Source organism: Pseudomonas sp. AC211, from assembly GCF_979258055.1.
Window position 1 is genome coordinate 1,490,990 of the sequence record NZ_OZ409830.1, and the last position, 18,616, is coordinate 1,509,605.

Here is an 18,616-nt window from a genome sequence, read left to right on the forward strand (position 1 = left end):
GCCAGGCGCATGTGATCTAGACTGACAACGCCCGCTTACTGATTCGGTAAGCGGGCGTTGTCGTTTCTGACGCGTTTTTTCAGTGACAGCGCCAGACGCGGCTGATATATCGCTGCCCCGTTGCGTTAGAACCAACGCTGGAGCTGGGCTTCAGACATGTAATGGATGAGCAATTGCAGTAAACGGTCTGTGTTGTAGGTAGTTTCCCAGAGCGTCCTCCGCTATGTTTGCTCTACTGCTGGCAGCAATTGTCGTGCAAACAGCTTGTTAGCACTCGTGCCTGGCAAGCTGGCATAACACTTGCTCCTAACCCTTTGAACACGGATAGATTTCCGATCAGTGATGGATTATTGGCATGGCTAAGAAAGAAAAAGCAGCAGCACCGGCGGCCGATGGCTCCGCACCGCCTCCCGGCAAGGGCAAGCTGAAGCTGATCATCCTGATTGTGGTCGGCCTGCTGATCGCCATCGGTGGCTCGGTCGGCGCCACCTGGTTTTTGATGCACAAGAGCGCGCCGGCTGCCGAAGCGGCAAAGGAAGGCGAGCACGGCGGCGCCGAAGAGGGCAAAGGCCCGGACGGCAAACCGCTGAAGAAAGAAGCCATTTACGAAGTGTTGGCGCCAGCCTTTGTGGTGAACTTCAACGTCAACGGGCGCCAGCGGTATATGCAGGTCAGCGTCGCCTTGATGGCGCGCGATAAAGATAAAGTCGACGCGCTCAAGGCCCATATGCCGGTGCTGCGCAATAACCTGGTGTTGCTGTTTTCGGGGCAGAATTTTGACAACCTGACGACGCCGGTCGGCAAGGAAATGCTCCGTCAGTTGGCCACTGCCAGCGTGCAGGAACTGGCGAAGAAAGAAGTGGGCGATACCACGGTCGAGCAAGTGTTGTTCACCAATATCGTTCTGCAATAAACCCGTTATTCAGTCACCGTCTTTCAGTAGGTAACGCAGATGGCCGTCCAAGACCTGTTATCCCAGGATGAAATCGATGCCCTGTTGCATGGTGTCGACGACGGCGCGGTGGAAACCGAAGACGCCGCCATCCCCGGCAGCGTCAAAAGTTACGACCTCTCCAGCCAGGACCGCATCGTGCGCGGGCGCATGCCCACGCTGGAAATGATCAACGAGCGGTTCGCGCGCTACACCCGTATCAGCATGTTCAACCTGTTGCGCCGCTCGGCCGACGTCGCCGTGGGCGGCGTGCAGGTGATGAAGTTCGGCGAGTACGTGCATTCGCTGTACGTGCCGACCAGCCTCAACCTGGTGAAGATGAAACCGCTGCGCGGCACCGGCCTGTTCATTCTCGACGCCAAGCTGGTGTTCAAGCTGGTGGACAACTTCTTCGGCGGCGACGGCCGTCACGCCAAGATCGAAGGCCGGGAATTCACCCCCACCGAATTGCGCGTGGTACGCATGGTTATCGACCAGGCGTTTATCGACCTCAAGGAAGCCTGGCACGCGGTGCTGGATGTGAACTTCGAGTACATGAACTCGGAAGTAAACCCGGCGCTGGCCAACATCGTCAGCCCCAGCGAAGTGGTGGTGGTGTCGACCTTCCACATCGAGTTGGACGGCGGTGGCGGCGACCTGCACGTGACCATGCCGTATTCGATGATCGAACCGATTCGCGACATGCTCGACGCCGGCTTCCAGTCCGATGTCGACGACCAGGACGAGCGTTGGGTCAAGGCCCTGCGCGAAGACATCCTCGACGTCAGCGTGCCCTTGGCCGCGACCATCGCGCGCCGTCAATTGAGGCTGCGCGACATCCTGCATATGCAGCCCGGCGATGTGATTCCCGTGGACATGCCCGAAGAAATGATCATGCGGGCCAGCGGCGTGCCGGCCTTCAAGGTCAAGCTCGGCGCCCACAAAGGCAACCTGGCCTTCCAGGTGCTGGAACCGATTGAACGCTGAGCGAAGCCGCCAGCTTAAAACCCATTAGCACCACCGAATAACGCAAGGCGAGGAACACATGGCAGACGAAGAAGAAACCTCCCCGGAAGAGCAGGCACTGGCAGACGAATGGGCGGCTGCGCTCTCTGAGGCCGGTGACGCGAACCAGGACGACATCGACGCGATGCTCAACCAGAGCGCCGGCGAAAGCAGCGCGCCGCGCGCCTCGATGGAAGAGTTCGCCAGCTCGCCAAAAAACAACCTGCCGGTGAGTTTGGAAGGCCCGAACCTGGATGTGATTCTCGACATTCCGGTGTCCATTTCCATGGAAGTGGGCAACACCGAAATCACCATCCGCAACCTGTTGCAGCTCAACCAGGGCTCGGTGATCGAACTTGATCGCCTGGCCGGTGAACCGCTGGACGTGTTGGTCAACGGCACCCTGATCGCCCATGGCGAGGTGGTGGTGGTCAACGAGAAGTTCGGCATCCGCCTGACAGACGTGATCAGCCCAAGCGAACGCATCAAGAAGCTGCGCTAAACCATGAACAGATTGTTTCCCACCGCTTGGCGGCGCTGCTGGCTGCGGCGTTGCCGCTGCTGGCCAGCGCGGCCGAGCCGGGCAAAACCCTGGCCACGCCCATGGCCGAAGGCAGCATGGGCGGTCAGCTGGTTCAGGTGCTGCTGGGTTTGCTGCTGGTGATCGGCATGATTTTCGTGCTGGCCTGGCTGCTGCGCCGCGTGCAGCAGATCGGCCCGCGCGGCGGCCAGGTGATCAAACTGGTTGCCAGCCAACCGCTTGGCCCGCGTGAGCGGCTGGTGCTGGTGCAGGTGGGCAATGAGCAAATTCTGCTGGGCCTTACGGCCGGGCGCATTACCCCGCTGCACACATTGAAAGAGCCGGTTTACGTGGCCGACCCCCAAGCCGCCACGCCGGAGTTCGCCCAGCGCCTGATGGAGCTGTTGGGCAAGGATCAGAAGGACAAACCGTGATGAGTCTGTTGCGCCTGCTGCTGGCGATTGGGTTGAGCCTGGCGGCACCTCTGGTTCTGGCGGCCGATCCGCTGACCATGCCCGCCATCACCATGACCACCAACCCGGCAGGACAGCAGGAGTATTCGGTCAGCCTGCAGATTCTGCTGCTGATGACCGCGCTGACGTTTATTCCCGCGTTCGTCATGCTGATGACCAGCTTCACCCGCATCATCATCGTGTTCTCGATTCTGCGTCAGGCCTTGGGTTTGCAGCAGACGCCGTCGAACCAGATTCTCACCGGCATGGCCTTGTTTCTGACCATGTTCATCATGGCGCCGGTGTTCGATCAGGTGAACCGCGACGCCTTGCAGCCGTATTTGAACGAGCAGATGACCGCGCGGGATGCCATCGTTAAGGCCGAAGTGCCGGTTAAGAACTTTATGCTGGCGCAAACCCGCTCCTCGGATCTTGAGCTGTTTATTCGGCTGTCCAAGCGCACCGACATTCCCTCCGCCGACCAGGCGCCGCTGACCATTCTGGTGCCGGCGTTCGTGACCTCGGAGCTGAAAACGGCGTTCCAGATCGGCTTTATGATCTTTATTCCGTTCCTGATCATCGACCTGGTGGTCGCCAGTATCCTCATGGCCATGGGCATGATGATGCTGTCGCCGCTGATCATTTCGCTGCCGTTCAAAATCATGCTGTTCGTGTTGATCGACGGCTGGGCCCTCATTATTGGCACCTTGGCCAGCAGCTTCGGCGGCACTTAGCCGAGCCGGGCCGGGAGAACGCACATGACCCCAGAAGTAGCGGTAGACCTGTTTCGCGAAGCGCTGTGGCTGACTGCCGTGATGGTGGCCATTCTGGTGGTGCCGAGCCTGGTGGTCGGCCTGATCGTCGCCATGTTCCAGGCGGCCACGCAGATCAACGAACAAACCCTGAGCTTTCTGCCACGCCTGCTGGTGATGCTGGTGACCTTGATCTGGGCGGGCCCCTGGCTGATTCGCTCGTTCATGGAATACATCACCAACCTCTACACCAACATTCCGTTCCTGATCGGCTAAGCCATGTTTGAGCTGAGCGGTGAGCAGATCGGCGGCTGGGTGGGCGGTTTTCTGCTGCCGTTTTTCCGCATCGCCGGCTTGCTGATGACGATGCCGATCATCGGCACGCAGCTGGTGCCGATGCGCGTGCGCATCTATCTGGCGCTGGCCTTCACCCTTGTGATCTACCCCAGCCTGCCGCCTGCGCCCGCCGTCGATGCGTTGAACCTGGCCACGGTGTTTCTGGTAGCCAAGGAAGTGCTCGTCGGGGCGATGCTCGGCTTTGTGCTGCAATTGTTCTTTCATGCATTTGTGGTGGGCGGGCAAATTCTTGCCACGCAGATGGGCTTTGGTTTTGCCTCCATGGTCGACCCCACCAACGGCGTGTCGGTGGCGGTCATCGGGCAGTTTTTCACCATGCTGGTGACGCTGTTGTTCCTGGCCATGAACGGGCATCTGGTGGCGTTTGAAATCCTGGCCGAAAGCTTTGTGACCATGCCTATCGGCACCGGCCTGACCAGCAACCACTACTGGAACATCGCCACCAGTCTGGGCTGGGTGCTGGGCGCCGGTTTGTTGCTGGTGTTGCCGGCCATTACTGCGCTGTTGATCGTTAACATCGCCTTTGGTGTGATGACGCGGGCGGCGCCGCAGCTGAACATTTTCTCGATTGGTTTTCCGCTCACCCTGGTGATGGGCTTTGTGATCATTTGGATCAGCCTGTCGGACTTTCTCTCTCACTATCAACTGATGGTCAGCGATGCCCTGCAGTTGCTACGCGAATTGGTACAGGCGAAATAGGCCATGGCCGAGAACGAGAATGGCGCGGAGAAGAGCGAAGAGCCCACGGACAAGCGACGCCGCGAGTCGCGAGAGAAGGGCCAGATCGCGCGCTCGCGCGAGCTCAACACTTTTGTGGTGCTGGTGGCGGGCGTTGGCGCGCTAATGAGCTACGGCGGCGCCATGGGCGATGCCATGGCCACCATCATGAAAGAGAATTTCTCCCTCAGCCGTGAGCTGTTGATGGATAACGGCAGCATGGCGCTGCAGTTTGAAAATGCCATTTACATCGCCTTAATGGCGCTGTTCCCGTTCTTCGTCGTGCTGCTCGTGGCCTCGATTCTTGGGCCGATTGGCCTAGGCGGCTGGCTGTTCTCGCCGCAGTCGATGGCGCCCAACTTCGGGCGGCTCAACCCGTTGCCTGGCATCAAGCGCATGTTCTCGGCCAAGGCCGGTCTGGAGCTGCTCAAAGCCCTGGCCAAGTTCGCCTTGGTGCTGATGGTGGCGCTGGCGGTGCTCAACGCCGACAAGCGCGACCTGTTGGCCCTGGCCCATGAACCGCTAGAAGCGGCGATCATGCACAGCATCACGGTGGTCGGGCGCAGCGCCATGTGGATGGCCTGGGGGCTGATTTTTATCGCCGCCGTCGACGTGCCATTCCAGCTTTGGGACAACCGGCAAAAAATGCTGATGACCAAACAGGAAGTGCGCGACGAATACAAAGACAGCGAGGGCAAGCCCGAGGTCAAACAGCGTATTCGCCAGATGCAGCGGGAAATGGCCGAGCGCCGCATGATGGCCGCCGTGCCCCAGGCCGACGTGGTCATTACCAACCCGACGCACTTTGCCGTCGCGCTCAAGTACGACCCGCAGCAAGGCGGGGCGCCGGTGCTGCTGGCCAAAGGTGGCGACTTTGTGGCGCTGAAGATTCGCGAGATCGCCAACGAACACAAAGTGATGGTGCTGGAATCGCCTGGCCTCGCGCGGGCGATTTTCCACTCCACTGATCTGGACCGCGAGATTCCGGCGGGGCTCTATCTGGCGGTGGCGCAGGTGTTGGCCTACGTCTACCAATTGCGCCAATTCCGCTCCGGCAAGGGCAAGCGGCCTGATCCGCTGAAAGATCTGCCCATTCCGCCAGACCTGCGTCGCGACGAATAGCCAATCGAGGCTGAAGCCTCTCCCACAGGTTCGCGAGTTCCATTGTGGGAGAGGCTTCAGCCTCGATTGGCCGGACCTGAAAACAAAGAACCTTGCCTCCCTTCAGGAAGTTGGACGACTTCTTGCAAATCCCACAGGCTCGCGAATTCCATTGTGGGAGAGGCTTCAGCCTCGATTGGCCGGACCTGAAAACAAAGAACCTTGCCTCCCTTCAAGAAGTTGGACGACTTCTTGCAAAAGCCCCGCTAGCGACGCGTTTGCGTCAAAAGTTTGAATGGCGAGGAATGGGCTTGTGGCAATAGATCGCGCACAACTGATCGGGGATTTTCGGGGCAACCTGGCGGGGTTGCGTCAGGGCAATATCGGCATTCCGCTGTTGCTGGTGGTCATGCTCGGTATGGTCATGCTGCCGGTGCCACCGTTCATTCTGGACGTGCTGTTTACCTTCAGCCTGGCGCTCGCCATCGTCGTGCTGCTGGTGGCGATCTACGCCTTGCGACCGCTGGATTTCGCCGTATTCCCGACCATTTTGCTGGCCGCTACGCTGCTGCGGCTGGGGCTCAACGTGGCCTCGACCCGCGTTGTATTGCTGCACGGTCAGGAAGGCCACGACGCCGCCGGTAAGGTGATTCAGGCCTTCGGTGAGGTGGTGATCGGCGGTAACTACGTGGTCGGTATCGTGGTGTTCGCGATTTTGATGATCATCAACTTCGTCGTAGTGACCAAGGGTGCCGGCCGTATCTCCGAGGTTAGCGCGCGCTTCACCCTCGACGCCATGCCCGGCAAACAAATGGCGATTGACGCCGACCTCAACGCTGGCCTGATCGATCAGGCGCAAGCCAAGCTGCGCCGCAGCGAAGTATCGCAAGAGGCCGACTTCTACGGCTCCATGGACGGTGCGAGCAAGTTCGTACGCGGTGACGCCGTTGCCGGTCTGCTGATTCTGTTTATCAACCTGATCGGTGGCATGGCCATCGGTATCGTCCAGCACGACCTGAGTTTTGGCGACGCCGGCCGCATCTACACCTTGCTGACTATCGGTGACGGTCTGGTGGCGCAGATTCCATCGCTGCTGCTGTCTACCGCCGCGGCGATCATGGTGACCCGTGTTTCCAGCTCGGAAGACATGGGCCAGCAAGTTACCCGGCAAATGTTCGCCTCACCGAAAGCCTTGGGCGTGGCGGCGGGCCTGATCATCGCCATGGGCCTGGTGCCCGGCATGCCGCATTTCTCGTTCCTCAGCTTCGGCCTGGTTGCCGCTGCCGGCGCGTACTGGATCGCCAACAAGCAACGCAAAGAGAAAGTTGCCGAAGTGGCCGAGGTTCAGCGTCAACAAGAGCTGCTGCCGGCTCAGCGCGCGCAAGAAGTTAAAGAGCTCGGCTGGGACGACGTAACGCCAGTGGACATGGTGGGCCTGGAAGTGGGTTATCGCCTGATTCCGCTGGTGGACCGTAACCAGGGTGGGCAGTTGCTGGCGCGGATCAAAGGCGTGCGCAAAAAGCTCTCACAAGAGATGGGCTTCCTCATGCCCTCGGTGCACATCCGCGACAACCTCGATTTGCAGCCCAACGCCTACCGTTTGACGCTCATGGGCGTAAGCCTGGCCGAAGCGGAGATTTACCCGGATCGCGAATTGGCGATCAATCCTGGCCAGGTGTTCGGCACGCTCAACGGCGTGGCCGCCAAAGATCCGGCGTTCGGCCTGGAAGCGGTGTGGATCGACCAGTTCCAGCGCGATCAGGCGCAGTCGTTGGGCTACACCGTGGTGGACGCCAGCACCGTGGTCGCCACGCACCTGAACCAGGTGCTGCACAAACATGCCCATGAATTGCTCGGCCACGAGGAAGTGCAGCAACTGCTGCAGCTGCTGGCCAAGGGCTCGCCGAAACTGGCGGAAGAACTGGTTCCGGGCGTGGTGTCGCTGTCGACTCTGCTCAAGGTCCTGCAATCGTTGCTGCAAGAGCAGGTACCGGTGCGGGATATCCGTTCCATTGCCGAAGCCATCAGCAACGTGAAGAGTCAAGATCCCGCCGCCATGGTGGCCGCAGTTCGCGTCGCGCTGTCGCGCTCAATCGTCCAAGGCATTGTGGGACTAGAGCCGGAGCTGCCTGTGATCACCTTGGAACCCAGGTTGGAACAGATATTGCTAAATAGCCTACAGAAGGCCGGTCAAGGCTCCGAGGATGGCATTCTTTTGGAGCCGAGCATGGCCGAGAAGCTGCAGCGTTCCCTGGTGGACGCCGCGCAACGCCAGGAAATGCTCGGTAAGCCAGCGATTCTGCTGGTAGCCGGTCCGGTTCGGGCGATGCTCTCGCGGTTCGCACGGTTGGCAGTACCGACCATGCACGTGTTGGCGTACCAGGAAATCCCAGACAACAAGCAGGTCACCATCGTTGCCACGGTGGGTCAGAACTGAACTGAGGCTTAGGTCATGCAAGTTAAACGCTTTTTCGCCGCCGATATGCGTCAAGTCATGAAGTTGGTTCGCGATGAGCTGGGCGCCGATGCGTCCATCATCGGCACGCGCCGTGTCGCCGGAGGCGTGGAACTGACCGCGGCCCTGGACTACCAGGCGCCGGTGATGCCTGCCCGCCAGCCGAACCCTGAGCTTGAGAACGAGCTGCGTCGCACGCAGTCGATGCTGGTGTCGGCGCAAGCCGATCTGGCCACCCGTGTGGCCGGCGAAAAAATGAAAGACGGCCAGTTGTTCGCCAACGAATCCATCGTGGCGCCAGAATTGCCGGCCTCGTTCGTTCGCCCAGAGCGGCCAAAACCGGCTGCCGCGCCTGCGCCAGAACCTGCGAAGGCGGTGGCAACCGACCAGCGCAGCCTTGATGCCATGCGTTTCGAATTGAACGGCCTGCGCGAGCTGATTGAAGTGCAACTGGGCTCGATGGCCTGGGGTCAGATGCAAAGTCGCCGTCCGCAACAGGCTGCGCTGTGGCGTCGTCTGCAACGCATGGGCTTGCCGGCAGAATTGTCGCGCGTGCTGCTGGAGCGGGTGTCTGCAGTGTCCGAGCAACGTCAGGCCTGGCGCATGATTCTCGCCCACCTGGCCCACGCCATCAAAACGCCAAAAGTCGAGCCGCTGGAAGAGGGCGGTGTGATCGCGCTGGTTGGCCCGGCTGGTATGGGTAAAACCACTACACTGGCAAAAATGGCGGCGCGTTATGTTTTGAAATACGGCGCGCAACACGTGGCGCTGGTGAGCATGGACAGCTACCGCATCGGTGCTCAGGAACAGCTGAAAACCTTGGGCCGCATTCTTAATGTGTCGGTGACGCAAGTGGATCCCGGCACCTCGTTGACCCAAGCGCTGGAGCCATTGGCGCGCAAACGTGTGGTGCTGATCGATACCGCCGGCTTGCCGGGCAATGATCCGGCGCTGCACATGCAGTTGGAAACCTTGGCGGGTCGTGGGGTCAAATCGAAAAATTATCTGGTTCTGGCCGCTACCAGCCAGAGCCAAGTGCTCAAGGCGGCCTACCATAGCTATAAGCGTTGCGGTCTGACTGGCTGTATTCTTACCAAGGCCGATGAAGCGACCAGTTTGGGCGAGGTTTTAAGTCTGGCTATAAGCCAGCATCTACCGGTAGCCTATCTGGCAGACGGTCCGCGCATTCCAGATGATCTGCATGTTCCACGCAGTCATCAGTTGGTGAGTCGCGCCGTGAGTTTGCAGGCGCCTCAGGAGCCCAGTGAAGACGCCATGGCCGACATGTTCGCCGGGCTGTACCAGAACCCGGCGCGTCGCGCAGGCTGATTCGCTGTAGAGCAAGGCAGTAACGAAATTTAGTCGTTCAGGTGGGCCCGGTGCCGGGCCTGAACGTAATCAGCCAAGTGGCCTCAGTCGAGCTAGACAAGGTGTGTAGATAACATGGGTATGCATCCCGTACAGGTGATCGCGGTGACTGGCGGCAAGGGTGGCGTCGGCAAGACCAATGTATCGGTCAATCTTTCCCTGGCCCTGGCTGACCTCGGTCGGCGTGTGATGCTGATGGACGCCGACCTCGGCTTGGCCAACGTCGACGTGCTGTTGGGCCTGTCGGCCAAGCGCACCCTGGCCGACGTCATCAGTGGCGAATGCGAGCTGCGCGACGTGCTGCTGCAAGGGCCGGGCGGCATCCGCATCGTGCCGGCAGCCTCCGGCACGCAAAGCATGGTGCAGCTCACGCCCATGCAACACGCTGGCCTGATTCAGGCGTTCAGCGACATCAGTGACAACCTCGACGTATTGGTGATCGACACCGCCGCCGGTATCGGCGATGCGGTGGTGAGTTTTGTGCGCGCGGCCCAGGAAGTGATTGTGGTGGTGTGCGATGAGCCCACTTCCATCACCGACGCCTACGCCCTGATCAAACTGCTGAACCGCGACCACGGCATGAGCCGTTTCCGCGTACTCGCCAATATGGCGCACAGCCCACAGGAAGGTCGCAACCTCTTTGCTAAGCTGACCAAAGTGACTGATCGTTTCCTCGACGTCGCCTTGCAATACGTCGGCGCTGTGCCTTACGACGAGTCGGTACGCAAGGCGGTACAGAAGCAACGCGCAGTTTATGAGGCCTTCCCTCGCTCCAAGTGCGCGCTGGCATTCAAGGCCATCGCGCAGAAGGTCGACACCTGGCCGTTACCAGCCAATCCGCGTGGGCACTTGGAGTTCTTCGTGGAGCGTCTGGTCCAGCAACCGCTTGCTGATACGGCCGTATGACATCAGGCAATGGGCTCCGTATGTATAGCAAGGCACAGGCGCAGGACTCCCAGCACCAGTTGATCGAGCGTTACGCGCCTCTGGTCAAACGCATCGCCTACCACTTGCTGGCACGTTTGCCGGCAAGCGTGCAGGTGGAAGATCTGATCCAGGCCGGCATGATCGGTCTGCTTGAAGCGTCAAAGAAATACGACTCCAGCAAAGGCGCCAGTTTTGAAACTTTCGCCGGCATTCGCATACGTGGATCTATGCTGGATGAGGTACGCAAGGGCGATTGGGCACCGCGTTCGGTGCACCGCAACAGTCGCATGGTCAGTGACGCAATCCGAAAAATTGAAGCCCGAACGGGTAGAGACGCTAAAGATCAAGAAGTTGCGGCCGAACTCCAATTGAGTCTCGAGGATTACTACGGCATTCTTGGCGACACTTTGGGCAGCCGCTTGTTCAGTTTCGACGACCTTCTTCAGGACGGCGAGCACACAGGTCTGCGTGAAGACGCTGGCATTACCCACTTCGAGCCTTCGCGCGATCTGGAAGATGAACGCTTCCAATCGGCATTGGCGGCGGCCATCTCTGGACTGCCTGAACGTGAACAGTTGGTGTTGTCGCTGTATTACGACGAAGAACTGAATCTCAAGGAAATTGGCGAAGTGCTGGGGGTCAGCGAATCGCGGGTCAGCCAGTTGCATAGCCAGTGTGCCGCTCGTTTGCGTGCACGCTTGAGCGAGTGGCGCGCTAGCTGAGCGGCACTGCCAGTTTCTCGATTCAACGCGCATCCAGGTGCTGGGTGCGTTTAGGACTGTACGGAGGTCGACTTGGACAAAAACATGAAAATCCTCATCGTTGACGACTTCTCAACGATGCGACGGATCATCAAGAACCTCTTGCGTGACTTGGGATTCACCAACACCGCTGAGGCTGATGACGGAACCACCGCTTTACCCATGCTGCAAAGCGGCAGCTTCGACTTTCTCGTCACTGACTGGAACATGCCGGGTATGACCGGTATCGACCTGTTGCGTGCGGTTCGCGCCGATGACCGTCTCAAGCACCTGCCGGTGCTGATGGTGACCGCCGAGGCCAAGCGCGATCAGATTATCGAAGCGGCGCAGGCCGGGGTGAATGGCTACGTAGTGAAGCCGTTCACAGCTCAAGTGCTGAAAGAGAAGATCGAAAAAATCTTCGAGCGTGTTAACGGCTGATCCCGGCCGTGGGGGCAATATGGCGCACGACGATCTACCCATGGGCGACCTTGAGTCGTCCCTAAAATCCAATGCCCGCGAGCTCGTTGATAGCCTTGAGAAAGGTAATTTTGGCGAAGCGGTGCAGCTCATTCATGAGCTCAACAAAGTGCGTGATCGTGGTCTTTACCACGAAGTGGGAAAACTGACGCGTGAGCTGCACAACGCCATCGTCAACTTCCAGCTTGACCCACGCGTTCCACATGCCAAGGAAGTGTCGCAAATCACCGACGCCACCGAACGCCTGAACTATGTCGTGACGATGACCGAGAAAGCGGCCAATCGCACCATGGATCTGGTGGAGCAGAGTGCGCCGCTGGTTAACGACCTCAACGATGAAGCCACTGCGCTGGGCGCCGACTGGGGTCGCTTTATGCGCCGCGAGTTGGGTGCCGAAGCTTTCCGCGAATTGGCCAAACGCATCGAACTGTTTCTCGCCCGAAGCGAACGTGACAGCAGCAAATTGTCGGGGCACCTCAACGACATTCTGCTCGCCCAGGATTACCAGGACCTCACCGGTCAGGTGATCAAGCGCGTTACGCAACTGGTTACCGAAGTGGAAAGCAACCTGCTGAAACTGGTGCTTATGGCCAGCCAAGTGGACCGTTTCGCAGGTATCGAGCACGACCATGCCGTGCTGCGCGCCGAGCAAGAACAACAAAAAGAGCCTTCTCATGGTGAAGGTCCGCAGATTCATGCCGATAAGCGTGAAGACGTCGCTTCCAATCAGGACGACGTGGACGATCTGCTATCAAGCTTGGGATTCTAGGGAGCACACAGATGAGCTTCGGCGCCGATGAAGAAATCCTCCAGGACTTCCTGGTAGAGGCCGGCGAAATTCTTGAGCAGTTATCGGAACAATTGGTCGAGCTGGAAAGCCGCCCGGATGATTCCAATCTGCTCAATGCGATTTTCCGCGGATTCCACACCGTCAAAGGTGGCGCCGGCTTCCTCCAGCTCAATGAGCTGGTGGAGTGCTGCCACATTGCCGAGAACGTGTTCGACATCCTGCGCAAGGGTGAACGGCGCGTTGACTCGGAGTTGATGGACGTCGTTCTCGAAGCTCTTGATGCCGTCAACGGCATGTTTTCTGAAGTGCGCGAACGCACCACGCCGACACCGGCTACGCCAGAGCTGTTGGCGGCGCTGGCGCGTTTGGCCGAGCCGCAGAGCGCCGCAGAATTGGCCGCTGCGACTGCCGAACCAGAGGCTGAACCCGAACCCGACGTTGCCGAGGCGCCTGCTGCGGCAGAAGCCTCTGGCGATATCACCGACAGCGAATTCGAGCAACTGCTCGATGCCCTGCACGACGAGCCCAAAGCGCCCGTAGCAGCCGCCAGCGGCGATGAAATTACCGACGACGAATTCGAATCGCTGCTCGACCAGTTGCACGGCAAGGGCCAGTTCGCTGCTGCCCCGGCCGCGCCCGCTGCGCCGGTCAGCGTGCCGCCTGCCAGTGCGGCCCCGGCTGCTGCCGGTGGTGGCGATGAAATTACCGATGACGAATTTGAAGCGCTGCTGGACCAGTTGCATGGCAAAGGCAAATTCGTTGAACCCGTCGCTGAACCGCAAACACCCGCCGCGCCAGTAGCAGCGGCAACGCCTGCCGCGAGTGGCGCGGGTGACAACATCACCGACGATGAATTCGAGGCCTTGCTGGATCAACTGCACGGCCAAGGCAAATTCGTAGAACCCGCTGCCCAGGCGCCAGTGCCGGCCGCCGCCGCGCCGGCGAAAGCCGCTGCACCTGCGCCCAAGCCTGCCGCGAAAGCCGAGCCGGCCAAACCTGCCGCCCCGGCTAAACCTGCCGCTGCGCCGGCCCCTGCGCCCGCTGCTGCCGCCGCTGATAAAGCCGGCCCGGCTGCCGAAGCGGAAACCACCGTGCGCGTCGACACCGCGCGGTTGGACGAAATCATGAACATGGTCGGCGAGTTGGTGCTGGTGCGTAACCGTCTGGTGCGCCTGGGGCTTAACAGCGGCGACGAGAACATGTCCAAGGCCGTATCCAACCTCGACGTGGTCACGGCGGATCTGCAAACCGCGGTGATGAAAACCCGCATGCAGCCAATCAAGAAAGTGTTCGGGCGCTTCCCACGTCTGGTTCGCGATCTGGCCCGTAGCCTTAAGAAAGAAATCAACCTGGAGTTGGTCGGTGAAGAAACCGACCTCGACAAAAACCTGGTTGAGGCACTGGCCGACCCGTTGGTTCACTTGGTGCGCAACTCGGTGGACCACGGTATCGAGTCGCCGGAAAAACGCGAAGCCGCCGGCAAAAGCCGCGGCGGCAAAATCGTGCTGTCGGCGCAGCAAGAGGGTGACCACATCCTGCTGTCGATTTCGGACGACGGCAACGGCATGGACCCCGACGTCTTGCGCGCCAAAGCGGTGGAGAAGGGCGTGCTCGACAAAGACGCCGCCGACCGCCTCAGCGAAGCCGAATGCTACAACCTGATTTTCGCCCCGGGCTTTTCGACCAAAACCGAGATTTCCGACGTGTCCGGCCGTGGCGTGGGCATGGACGTGGTGAAAACCAAGATTTCCCAGCTCAACGGCATCATCAACATTTACTCGGCCAAAGGCCAAGGCACCAAGATCGTCATCAAGGTGCCGCTGACCTTGGCGATCATGCCGACCTTGATGGTCATGCTCGGCAACCAGGCGTTTGCGTTCCCGCTGGTTAACGTCAACGAAATCTTCCACCTCGACCTGTCGCGCACCAACGTGGTCGACGGTCAGGAAGTGGTGATTGTGCGGGACAAAGCTTTGCCGCTGTTCTACCTCAAGCGCTGGCTCATCAGCAGCGCCCAGCACGAAGAGCAGCATGAAGGCCATGTAGTGATTCTGTCGGTGGGCACGCAGCGTATCGGCTTTGTGGTCGATCAGTTGGTGGGCCAGGAAGAAGTCGTGATCAAGCCGCTGGGCAAGATGCTCCAAGGCACTCCGGGAATGTCCGGGGCCACCATCACAGGTGATGGGCGCATTGCCCTGATTCTGGATGTGCCGAGCATGCTCAAGCGTTACGCACGCCGCATCTGATGCGGTGTGTCACTCAGCGTAGATAAGGCATGGAGCGTGGCATTTACGGGACGTAAATAAGCGCTCCGCCTGCTTGCGCAGCACCAAGCGCGACGGCCCAACCGGGCCTCGGGCGGGTTCAAAGGAGCGGTTATGGCAGTTAAGGTTCTGGTGGTAGACGATTCCGGCTTTTTCCGCCGGCGTGTCTCGGAGATTCTCTCCGCCGACTCGAATATCCAGGTCGTTGGCACTGCCACCAATGGTCGCGAAGCGATCGATCAGGCCCTTGCCCTCAAGCCTGACGTGATCACCATGGACTACGAAATGCCGATGATGGATGGCATTACGGCCGTGCGTCACATCATGCAGCGCTGTCCCACTCCGGTACTGATGTTCTCCTCGCTCACCCACGAAGGCGCGCGTGTCACGCTCGATGCGCTGGATGCCGGTGCGGTTGATTTCCTGCCGAAGAACTTCGAAGACATCTCGCGCAATCCCGAGAAGGTCAAACAACTGCTGTGCGAGAAGGTGCATACCATCGCCCGCAGTAACCGCCGCTACAGCGGTATGCCTGCTGCCGCGCCGGCACCTGCGCCCAGTCATGCGCCTGCCGCCAGCTCTTCCAGCACCGCCACCAGCAGCACGCCTGCGCGCCCCGCGCCAGTTGCGCCACGGCCGGCTGCTGCAGCGCCTGCTGCCAGCTCCAGCGCAGCGCCCAAGCGCAAGGCTTACAAACTGTTGGCCATCGGCACCTCGACCGGCGGCCCGGTTGCGCTGCAACGGGTACTGACCCAACTTCCAGCGAATTTCCCCGCGCCCATCGTCCTGATTCAGCACATGCCGGCTGCCTTCACCAAGGCGTTTGCCGAGCGCTTGGACAAGCTGTGCAAAATCAGCGTGAAAGAGGCGGAAGACGGCGACCAACTGCGCCCCGGCCTGGCCTTGCTGGCGCCCGGTGGCAAACAAATGATGGTCGACGGCCGTGGCACGGTAAAAATTCTGCCGGGCGACGAGCGCCTTAACTATCGCCCCTGCGTCGACATCACCTTCGGCTCCGCCTCTAAAGCCTATGGCGACAAAGTGCTCGCCGTGGTGCTTACCGGCATGGGCGCCGACGGTCGCGAAGGCGCGCGCCTGCTCAAGCAGGGCGGCAGCCAGGTGTGGGCACAAGACGAAGCCAGTTGCGTGATTTACGGCATGCCCATGGCCATCGTGAAAGCCAACCTCGCAGACGCGGTTTACAGCCTTGATGACATCGGTCGACACCTGGTGGAGGCCTGTGTCTGATGGATGTACTTAGCCTTATCGGGGTGATTTTGGCGTTCGTTGCCATTCTGGGGGGCAACTACCTGGAAGGCGGCCACGTCGGCGCACTGGTCAATGGCCCGGCTTTTCTGATTGTGGTGGGCGGCACCTTGGGCGCGGCGTTTCTGCAAACGCCGATGTCAGTGTTCAAGCGTTCGCTGGCCGTGGTGCGCTGGATTATTTTCCCGCCGCGCATCGACCTGGCCGGCGGCATCAACCGCGTGGTGGGTTGGAGCATGACGGCGCGTAAAGAAGGCTTGCTCGGTCTGGAAGCGGTCGCTGACGTCGAGGCTGACCCTTACGCCCGCAAAGGTTTGCAATTGTTGGTGGACGGCGCTGAGCCCGAAGCCATTCGCAGCATCCTCGAAGTCGACCTCTACACCCAGGAAGGCCGCGATATTCAGGCCGCCAAGGTGTTCGACAGCATGGGCGGCTACTCGCCCACCATCGGCATCATCGGCGCGGTCATGGGCCTGATTCATGTGATGGGCAACCTGGCCGACCCGAGCATGCTGGGCAGCGGCATCGCCGTGGCGTTTGTCGCCACCATCTACGGCGTGGCGTTGGCCAACCTGTTTTTTCTACCCGTGGGCAACAAGCTCAAAGCCATCGCCTTACGCCAATCGCGCTACCGGGAAATGCTCCTAGAAGGCATTCTCTCGATTGCCGAGGGTGAGAATCCGCGCTCCATCGAGCTCAAGCTGCAAGGCTTCATGGACTAAAGGTCGGGCTCACTATGGCGCGTCGGCGGCATCAGGAAGAACACGAAAATCATGAACGTTGGCTGGTGTCCTACGCCGACTTCATTACGCTGCTGTTCGCCTTTTTTGTGGTGATGTATTCGATTTCGTCGATCAACGAAGGCAAATACAAAATTCTTTCCGACACGCTGGTGGGCGTCTTCAATCAGCCGGACCGCGCCGTCAAACCGATTCCGGTCGGCGAAGAGCGGCCGCTGACCACCGAGCCGGAAAAGATGCAGGACCAAGACGAAGCCCACGGCGAAGACCCGAGCAAGGCCCTGCAAGAAATCAGCGACGCGGTAAAAACGGCATTTGGCGACCTGATCAAAAGCGATGAATTGAAGGTGCGTGGCAACGAGTTGTGGATTGAGATCGAGCTGAACTCGAGCCTGCTGTTTCCCAGTGGCGATGCGATTCCAAACGACACCGCCTTCACCATCATCGAAAAAGTTGCCAAAATTCTGGCGCCTTACGAGAATCCGATTCATGTGGAAGGGTTCACAGATAACCTTCCGATCAAGACCGCGCAATTTCCTACGAACTGGGAGTTGTCTACGGCGCGGGCAGCTAGCATTGTAAGAATGATGGCCATGGATGGCGTGAACGCCGGGCGCCTGGCGGCGGTCGGTTATGGAGAGTTTCAGCCAATCGCGGATAACGCGACGGCAGAGGGAAGAGCGCGCAACCGCCGGGTGGTTCTGGTGGTGTCACGCAACTTGGATGTGCGGCGCAGTGTGAGTGGTGTAGGCAGTGGCCATGCACAGCCCGACGCCGCGTTAGAGCGGGCTGGCACACAACCTGCACAACCGCCTGCGGTGCAGCCGCCTTCGGGCGGTGCTGTCAATTCCCCGTCGCCGGCCCCTTAGGTTGGCGCTTGTTCTCGGTAAGCCCTTGGTGCGCCGGGAGGATAACGAACATGAGAGTCTGGGCAGTAGCCAATCAAAAAGGTGGGGTCGGCAAGACCACCACAAGCATCGCACTCGCAGGGCTGTTGGCCGATGCGGGCAAGCGTGTGGTTGTGGTCGATCTCGATCCACATGGCTCCATGACGAGCTATTTCGGGCATGACCCCGATTCGCTGGAGCACAGCGCATTCGATTTGTTCCAGCACCAAGGCAGCGTGCCGCAAGGGTTGCCGGGGCAATTGCTGCTGCCCACCAGCCATCCGCTTATTTCGCTGATGCCCTCCAGCACGGCGCTCGCCACTCTTGAGCGGCAGTCGCCAGGGCAGAGCGGCCTGGGCTTGGTAATCGCCAAAAGCCTGGCGCAGCTGTGGGATGACTTCGACCACGCCATCATCGACAGCCCGCCCTTGCTTGGCGTGCTGATGGTGAATGCCTTGGCCGCCAGTCAGCAGTTGGCCATTCCGGTACAGACCGAGTTTCTCGCCGTGAAAGGTCTGGAACGTATGGTCAGCACGCTGGCGATGATAAACCGCTCGCGCAAACAAGCGTTGCCGTACACCATCGTGCCGACCCTGTTCGACCGCCGCACCCAGGCCTCGTTAAGCACCTTGCGCACCCTGCGCAATGCCTATCCCGATCACCTGTGGCCCGCCTACATTCCGGTGGATACCCGCTTGCGCGACGCCAGTCGGGCAGGGCAGACGCCTTCACAATTCGATGACAAGAGCCGGGGTGTACTGGCGTATCGCGCGCTGCTCAAGCATTTGCTCAGCCATGAACTCTCTGCGCAGGTCGCATAGCATGGCGATTTTTGCTATCAGGGCTGGCTCAAGTCTGCAGCGG

General features: G+C 60.0%; 19 protein-coding genes. All 19 read left to right on the top strand.

Features of this window, described 5'->3' with window-relative positions:
• The first annotated feature begins 355 nt into the window (after positions 1 to 355).
• The gene (fliL, locus tag ACZZZP_RS07270; RefSeq protein WP_122496964.1) at positions 356 to 913 is read left to right on the top strand and encodes a flagellar basal body-associated protein FliL; all 558 of its coding nucleotides are present in this window, start codon (positions 356 to 358) and stop codon (positions 911 to 913) included.
• A 39-nt stretch (positions 914 to 952) separates the two neighbouring features.
• Complete coding sequence (fliM, locus tag ACZZZP_RS07275; protein WP_122496966.1) at positions 953 to 1,918, top strand: flagellar motor switch protein FliM; 966 nt, start codon at positions 953 to 955, stop codon at positions 1,916 to 1,918.
• A gap of 58 nt (positions 1,919 to 1,976) precedes the next feature.
• Positions 1,977 to 2,438 (top strand): flagellar motor switch protein FliN, encoded by a 462-nt coding sequence (gene fliN / locus ACZZZP_RS07280; protein ID WP_122496968.1) that lies wholly within the window; start codon positions 1,977 to 1,979, stop codon positions 2,436 to 2,438.
• 26 nt (positions 2,439 to 2,464) lie between these two features.
• Positions 2,465 to 2,890: a flagellar biosynthetic protein FliO gene (gene fliO, locus ACZZZP_RS07285; RefSeq protein WP_463536408.1), complete on the top strand. Its 426-nt coding sequence runs from the start codon at positions 2,465 to 2,467 to the stop codon at positions 2,888 to 2,890.
• Positions 2,890 to 3,642: a flagellar type III secretion system pore protein FliP gene (gene fliP / locus ACZZZP_RS07290; RefSeq protein ID WP_463382280.1), complete on the top strand. Its 753-nt coding sequence runs from the start codon at positions 2,890 to 2,892 to the stop codon at positions 3,640 to 3,642. Before fliO ends, fliP begins: the two co-directional genes overlap by 1 nt.
• Before the next feature lie 24 nt (positions 3,643 to 3,666).
• Positions 3,667 to 3,936: a flagellar biosynthesis protein FliQ gene (gene fliQ, locus ACZZZP_RS07295; RefSeq protein ID WP_110618444.1), complete on the top strand. Its 270-nt coding sequence runs from the start codon at positions 3,667 to 3,669 to the stop codon at positions 3,934 to 3,936.
• A 3-nt stretch (positions 3,937 to 3,939) separates the two neighbouring features.
• Positions 3,940 to 4,716 (top strand): flagellar biosynthetic protein FliR, encoded by a 777-nt coding sequence (gene fliR, locus ACZZZP_RS07300; protein ID WP_463382281.1) that lies wholly within the window; start codon positions 3,940 to 3,942, stop codon positions 4,714 to 4,716.
• Between the two features lie 3 nt (positions 4,717 to 4,719).
• Positions 4,720 to 5,856, top strand: a complete 1,137-nt coding sequence (flhB, locus tag ACZZZP_RS07305; protein ID WP_463382282.1) for a flagellar biosynthesis protein FlhB — start codon at positions 4,720 to 4,722, stop codon at positions 5,854 to 5,856.
• A gap of 298 nt (positions 5,857 to 6,154) precedes the next feature.
• On the top strand, positions 6,155 to 8,272 hold the full coding sequence (gene flhA / locus ACZZZP_RS07310) for a flagellar biosynthesis protein FlhA (protein ID WP_463384669.1): 2,118 nt from the start codon (positions 6,155 to 6,157) through the stop codon (positions 8,270 to 8,272).
• 15 nt (positions 8,273 to 8,287) lie between these two features.
• Positions 8,288 to 9,619 (top strand): flagellar biosynthesis protein FlhF, encoded by a 1,332-nt coding sequence (flhF, locus tag ACZZZP_RS07315; protein WP_463382283.1) that lies wholly within the window; start codon positions 8,288 to 8,290, stop codon positions 9,617 to 9,619.
• Positions 9,620 to 9,733: 114 nt separating this feature from the next.
• Complete coding sequence (gene fleN, locus ACZZZP_RS07320) at positions 9,734 to 10,564, top strand: flagellar synthesis regulator FleN (RefSeq protein ID WP_108097029.1); 831 nt, start codon at positions 9,734 to 9,736, stop codon at positions 10,562 to 10,564.
• On the top strand, positions 10,561 to 11,307 hold the full coding sequence (gene fliA, locus ACZZZP_RS07325; protein WP_162998629.1) for an RNA polymerase sigma factor FliA: 747 nt from the start codon (positions 10,561 to 10,563) through the stop codon (positions 11,305 to 11,307). The genes fleN and fliA overlap by 4 nt, the downstream gene beginning before the upstream one ends.
• A gap of 84 nt (positions 11,308 to 11,391) precedes the next feature.
• Positions 11,392 to 11,766 (top strand): chemotaxis response regulator CheY, encoded by a 375-nt coding sequence (locus ACZZZP_RS07330; RefSeq protein WP_176947307.1) that lies wholly within the window; start codon positions 11,392 to 11,394, stop codon positions 11,764 to 11,766.
• 19 nt (positions 11,767 to 11,785) lie between these two features.
• Positions 11,786 to 12,574 (top strand): protein phosphatase CheZ, encoded by a 789-nt coding sequence (locus tag ACZZZP_RS07335; RefSeq protein ID WP_122496980.1) that lies wholly within the window; start codon positions 11,786 to 11,788, stop codon positions 12,572 to 12,574.
• 11 nt (positions 12,575 to 12,585) lie between these two features.
• Positions 12,586 to 14,841 (top strand): chemotaxis protein CheA, encoded by a 2,256-nt coding sequence (locus ACZZZP_RS07340; protein ID WP_463382284.1) that lies wholly within the window; start codon positions 12,586 to 12,588, stop codon positions 14,839 to 14,841.
• A 132-nt stretch (positions 14,842 to 14,973) separates the two neighbouring features.
• Entirely contained in the window at positions 14,974 to 16,107 is a 1,134-nt protein-coding gene (locus ACZZZP_RS07345; protein ID WP_463382285.1) for a protein-glutamate methylesterase/protein-glutamine glutaminase, read from the top strand.
• Positions 16,107 to 16,847: a flagellar motor protein gene (locus ACZZZP_RS07350; protein WP_463536409.1), complete on the top strand. Its 741-nt coding sequence runs from the start codon at positions 16,107 to 16,109 to the stop codon at positions 16,845 to 16,847. The genes ACZZZP_RS07345 and ACZZZP_RS07350 overlap by 1 nt, the downstream gene beginning before the upstream one ends.
• A gap of 14 nt (positions 16,848 to 16,861) precedes the next feature.
• Positions 16,862 to 17,734: a flagellar motor protein MotD gene (motD, locus tag ACZZZP_RS07355; protein ID WP_463382286.1), complete on the top strand. Its 873-nt coding sequence runs from the start codon at positions 16,862 to 16,864 to the stop codon at positions 17,732 to 17,734.
• 50 nt (positions 17,735 to 17,784) lie between these two features.
• The gene (locus ACZZZP_RS07360; protein WP_122496990.1) at positions 17,785 to 18,573 is read left to right on the top strand and encodes a ParA family protein; all 789 of its coding nucleotides are present in this window, start codon (positions 17,785 to 17,787) and stop codon (positions 18,571 to 18,573) included.
• Positions 18,574 to 18,616 lie beyond the last annotated feature (43 nt).

Coding starts and splice junctions, on each gene's coding strand:
- fliL (WP_122496964.1), top strand. CDS start 356: ATGGCTAAGAAAGAAAAAGCAGCAGCACCGGCGGCCGATGGCTCCGCA.
- fliM (WP_122496966.1), top strand. CDS start 953: ATGGCCGTCCAAGACCTGTTATCCCAGGATGAAATCGATGCCCTGTTG.
- fliN (WP_122496968.1), top strand. CDS start 1,977: ATGGCAGACGAAGAAGAAACCTCCCCGGAAGAGCAGGCACTGGCAGAC.
- fliP (WP_463382280.1), top strand. CDS start 2,890: ATGAGTCTGTTGCGCCTGCTGCTGGCGATTGGGTTGAGCCTGGCGGCA.
- fliQ (WP_110618444.1), top strand. CDS start 3,667: ATGACCCCAGAAGTAGCGGTAGACCTGTTTCGCGAAGCGCTGTGGCTG.
- fliR (WP_463382281.1), top strand. CDS start 3,940: ATGTTTGAGCTGAGCGGTGAGCAGATCGGCGGCTGGGTGGGCGGTTTT.
- flhB (WP_463382282.1), top strand. CDS start 4,720: ATGGCCGAGAACGAGAATGGCGCGGAGAAGAGCGAAGAGCCCACGGAC.
- flhF (WP_463382283.1), top strand. CDS start 8,288: ATGCAAGTTAAACGCTTTTTCGCCGCCGATATGCGTCAAGTCATGAAG.
- fleN (WP_108097029.1), top strand. CDS start 9,734: ATGGGTATGCATCCCGTACAGGTGATCGCGGTGACTGGCGGCAAGGGT.
- fliA (WP_162998629.1), top strand. CDS start 10,561: ATGACATCAGGCAATGGGCTCCGTATGTATAGCAAGGCACAGGCGCAG.
- ACZZZP_RS07330 (WP_176947307.1), top strand. CDS start 11,392: ATGAAAATCCTCATCGTTGACGACTTCTCAACGATGCGACGGATCATC.
- ACZZZP_RS07335 (WP_122496980.1), top strand. CDS start 11,786: ATGGCGCACGACGATCTACCCATGGGCGACCTTGAGTCGTCCCTAAAA.
- ACZZZP_RS07340 (WP_463382284.1), top strand. CDS start 12,586: ATGAGCTTCGGCGCCGATGAAGAAATCCTCCAGGACTTCCTGGTAGAG.
- ACZZZP_RS07345 (WP_463382285.1), top strand. CDS start 14,974: ATGGCAGTTAAGGTTCTGGTGGTAGACGATTCCGGCTTTTTCCGCCGG.
- ACZZZP_RS07350 (WP_463536409.1), top strand. CDS start 16,107: ATGGATGTACTTAGCCTTATCGGGGTGATTTTGGCGTTCGTTGCCATT.
- motD (WP_463382286.1), top strand. CDS start 16,862: ATGGCGCGTCGGCGGCATCAGGAAGAACACGAAAATCATGAACGTTGG.
- ACZZZP_RS07360 (WP_122496990.1), top strand. CDS start 17,785: ATGAGAGTCTGGGCAGTAGCCAATCAAAAAGGTGGGGTCGGCAAGACC.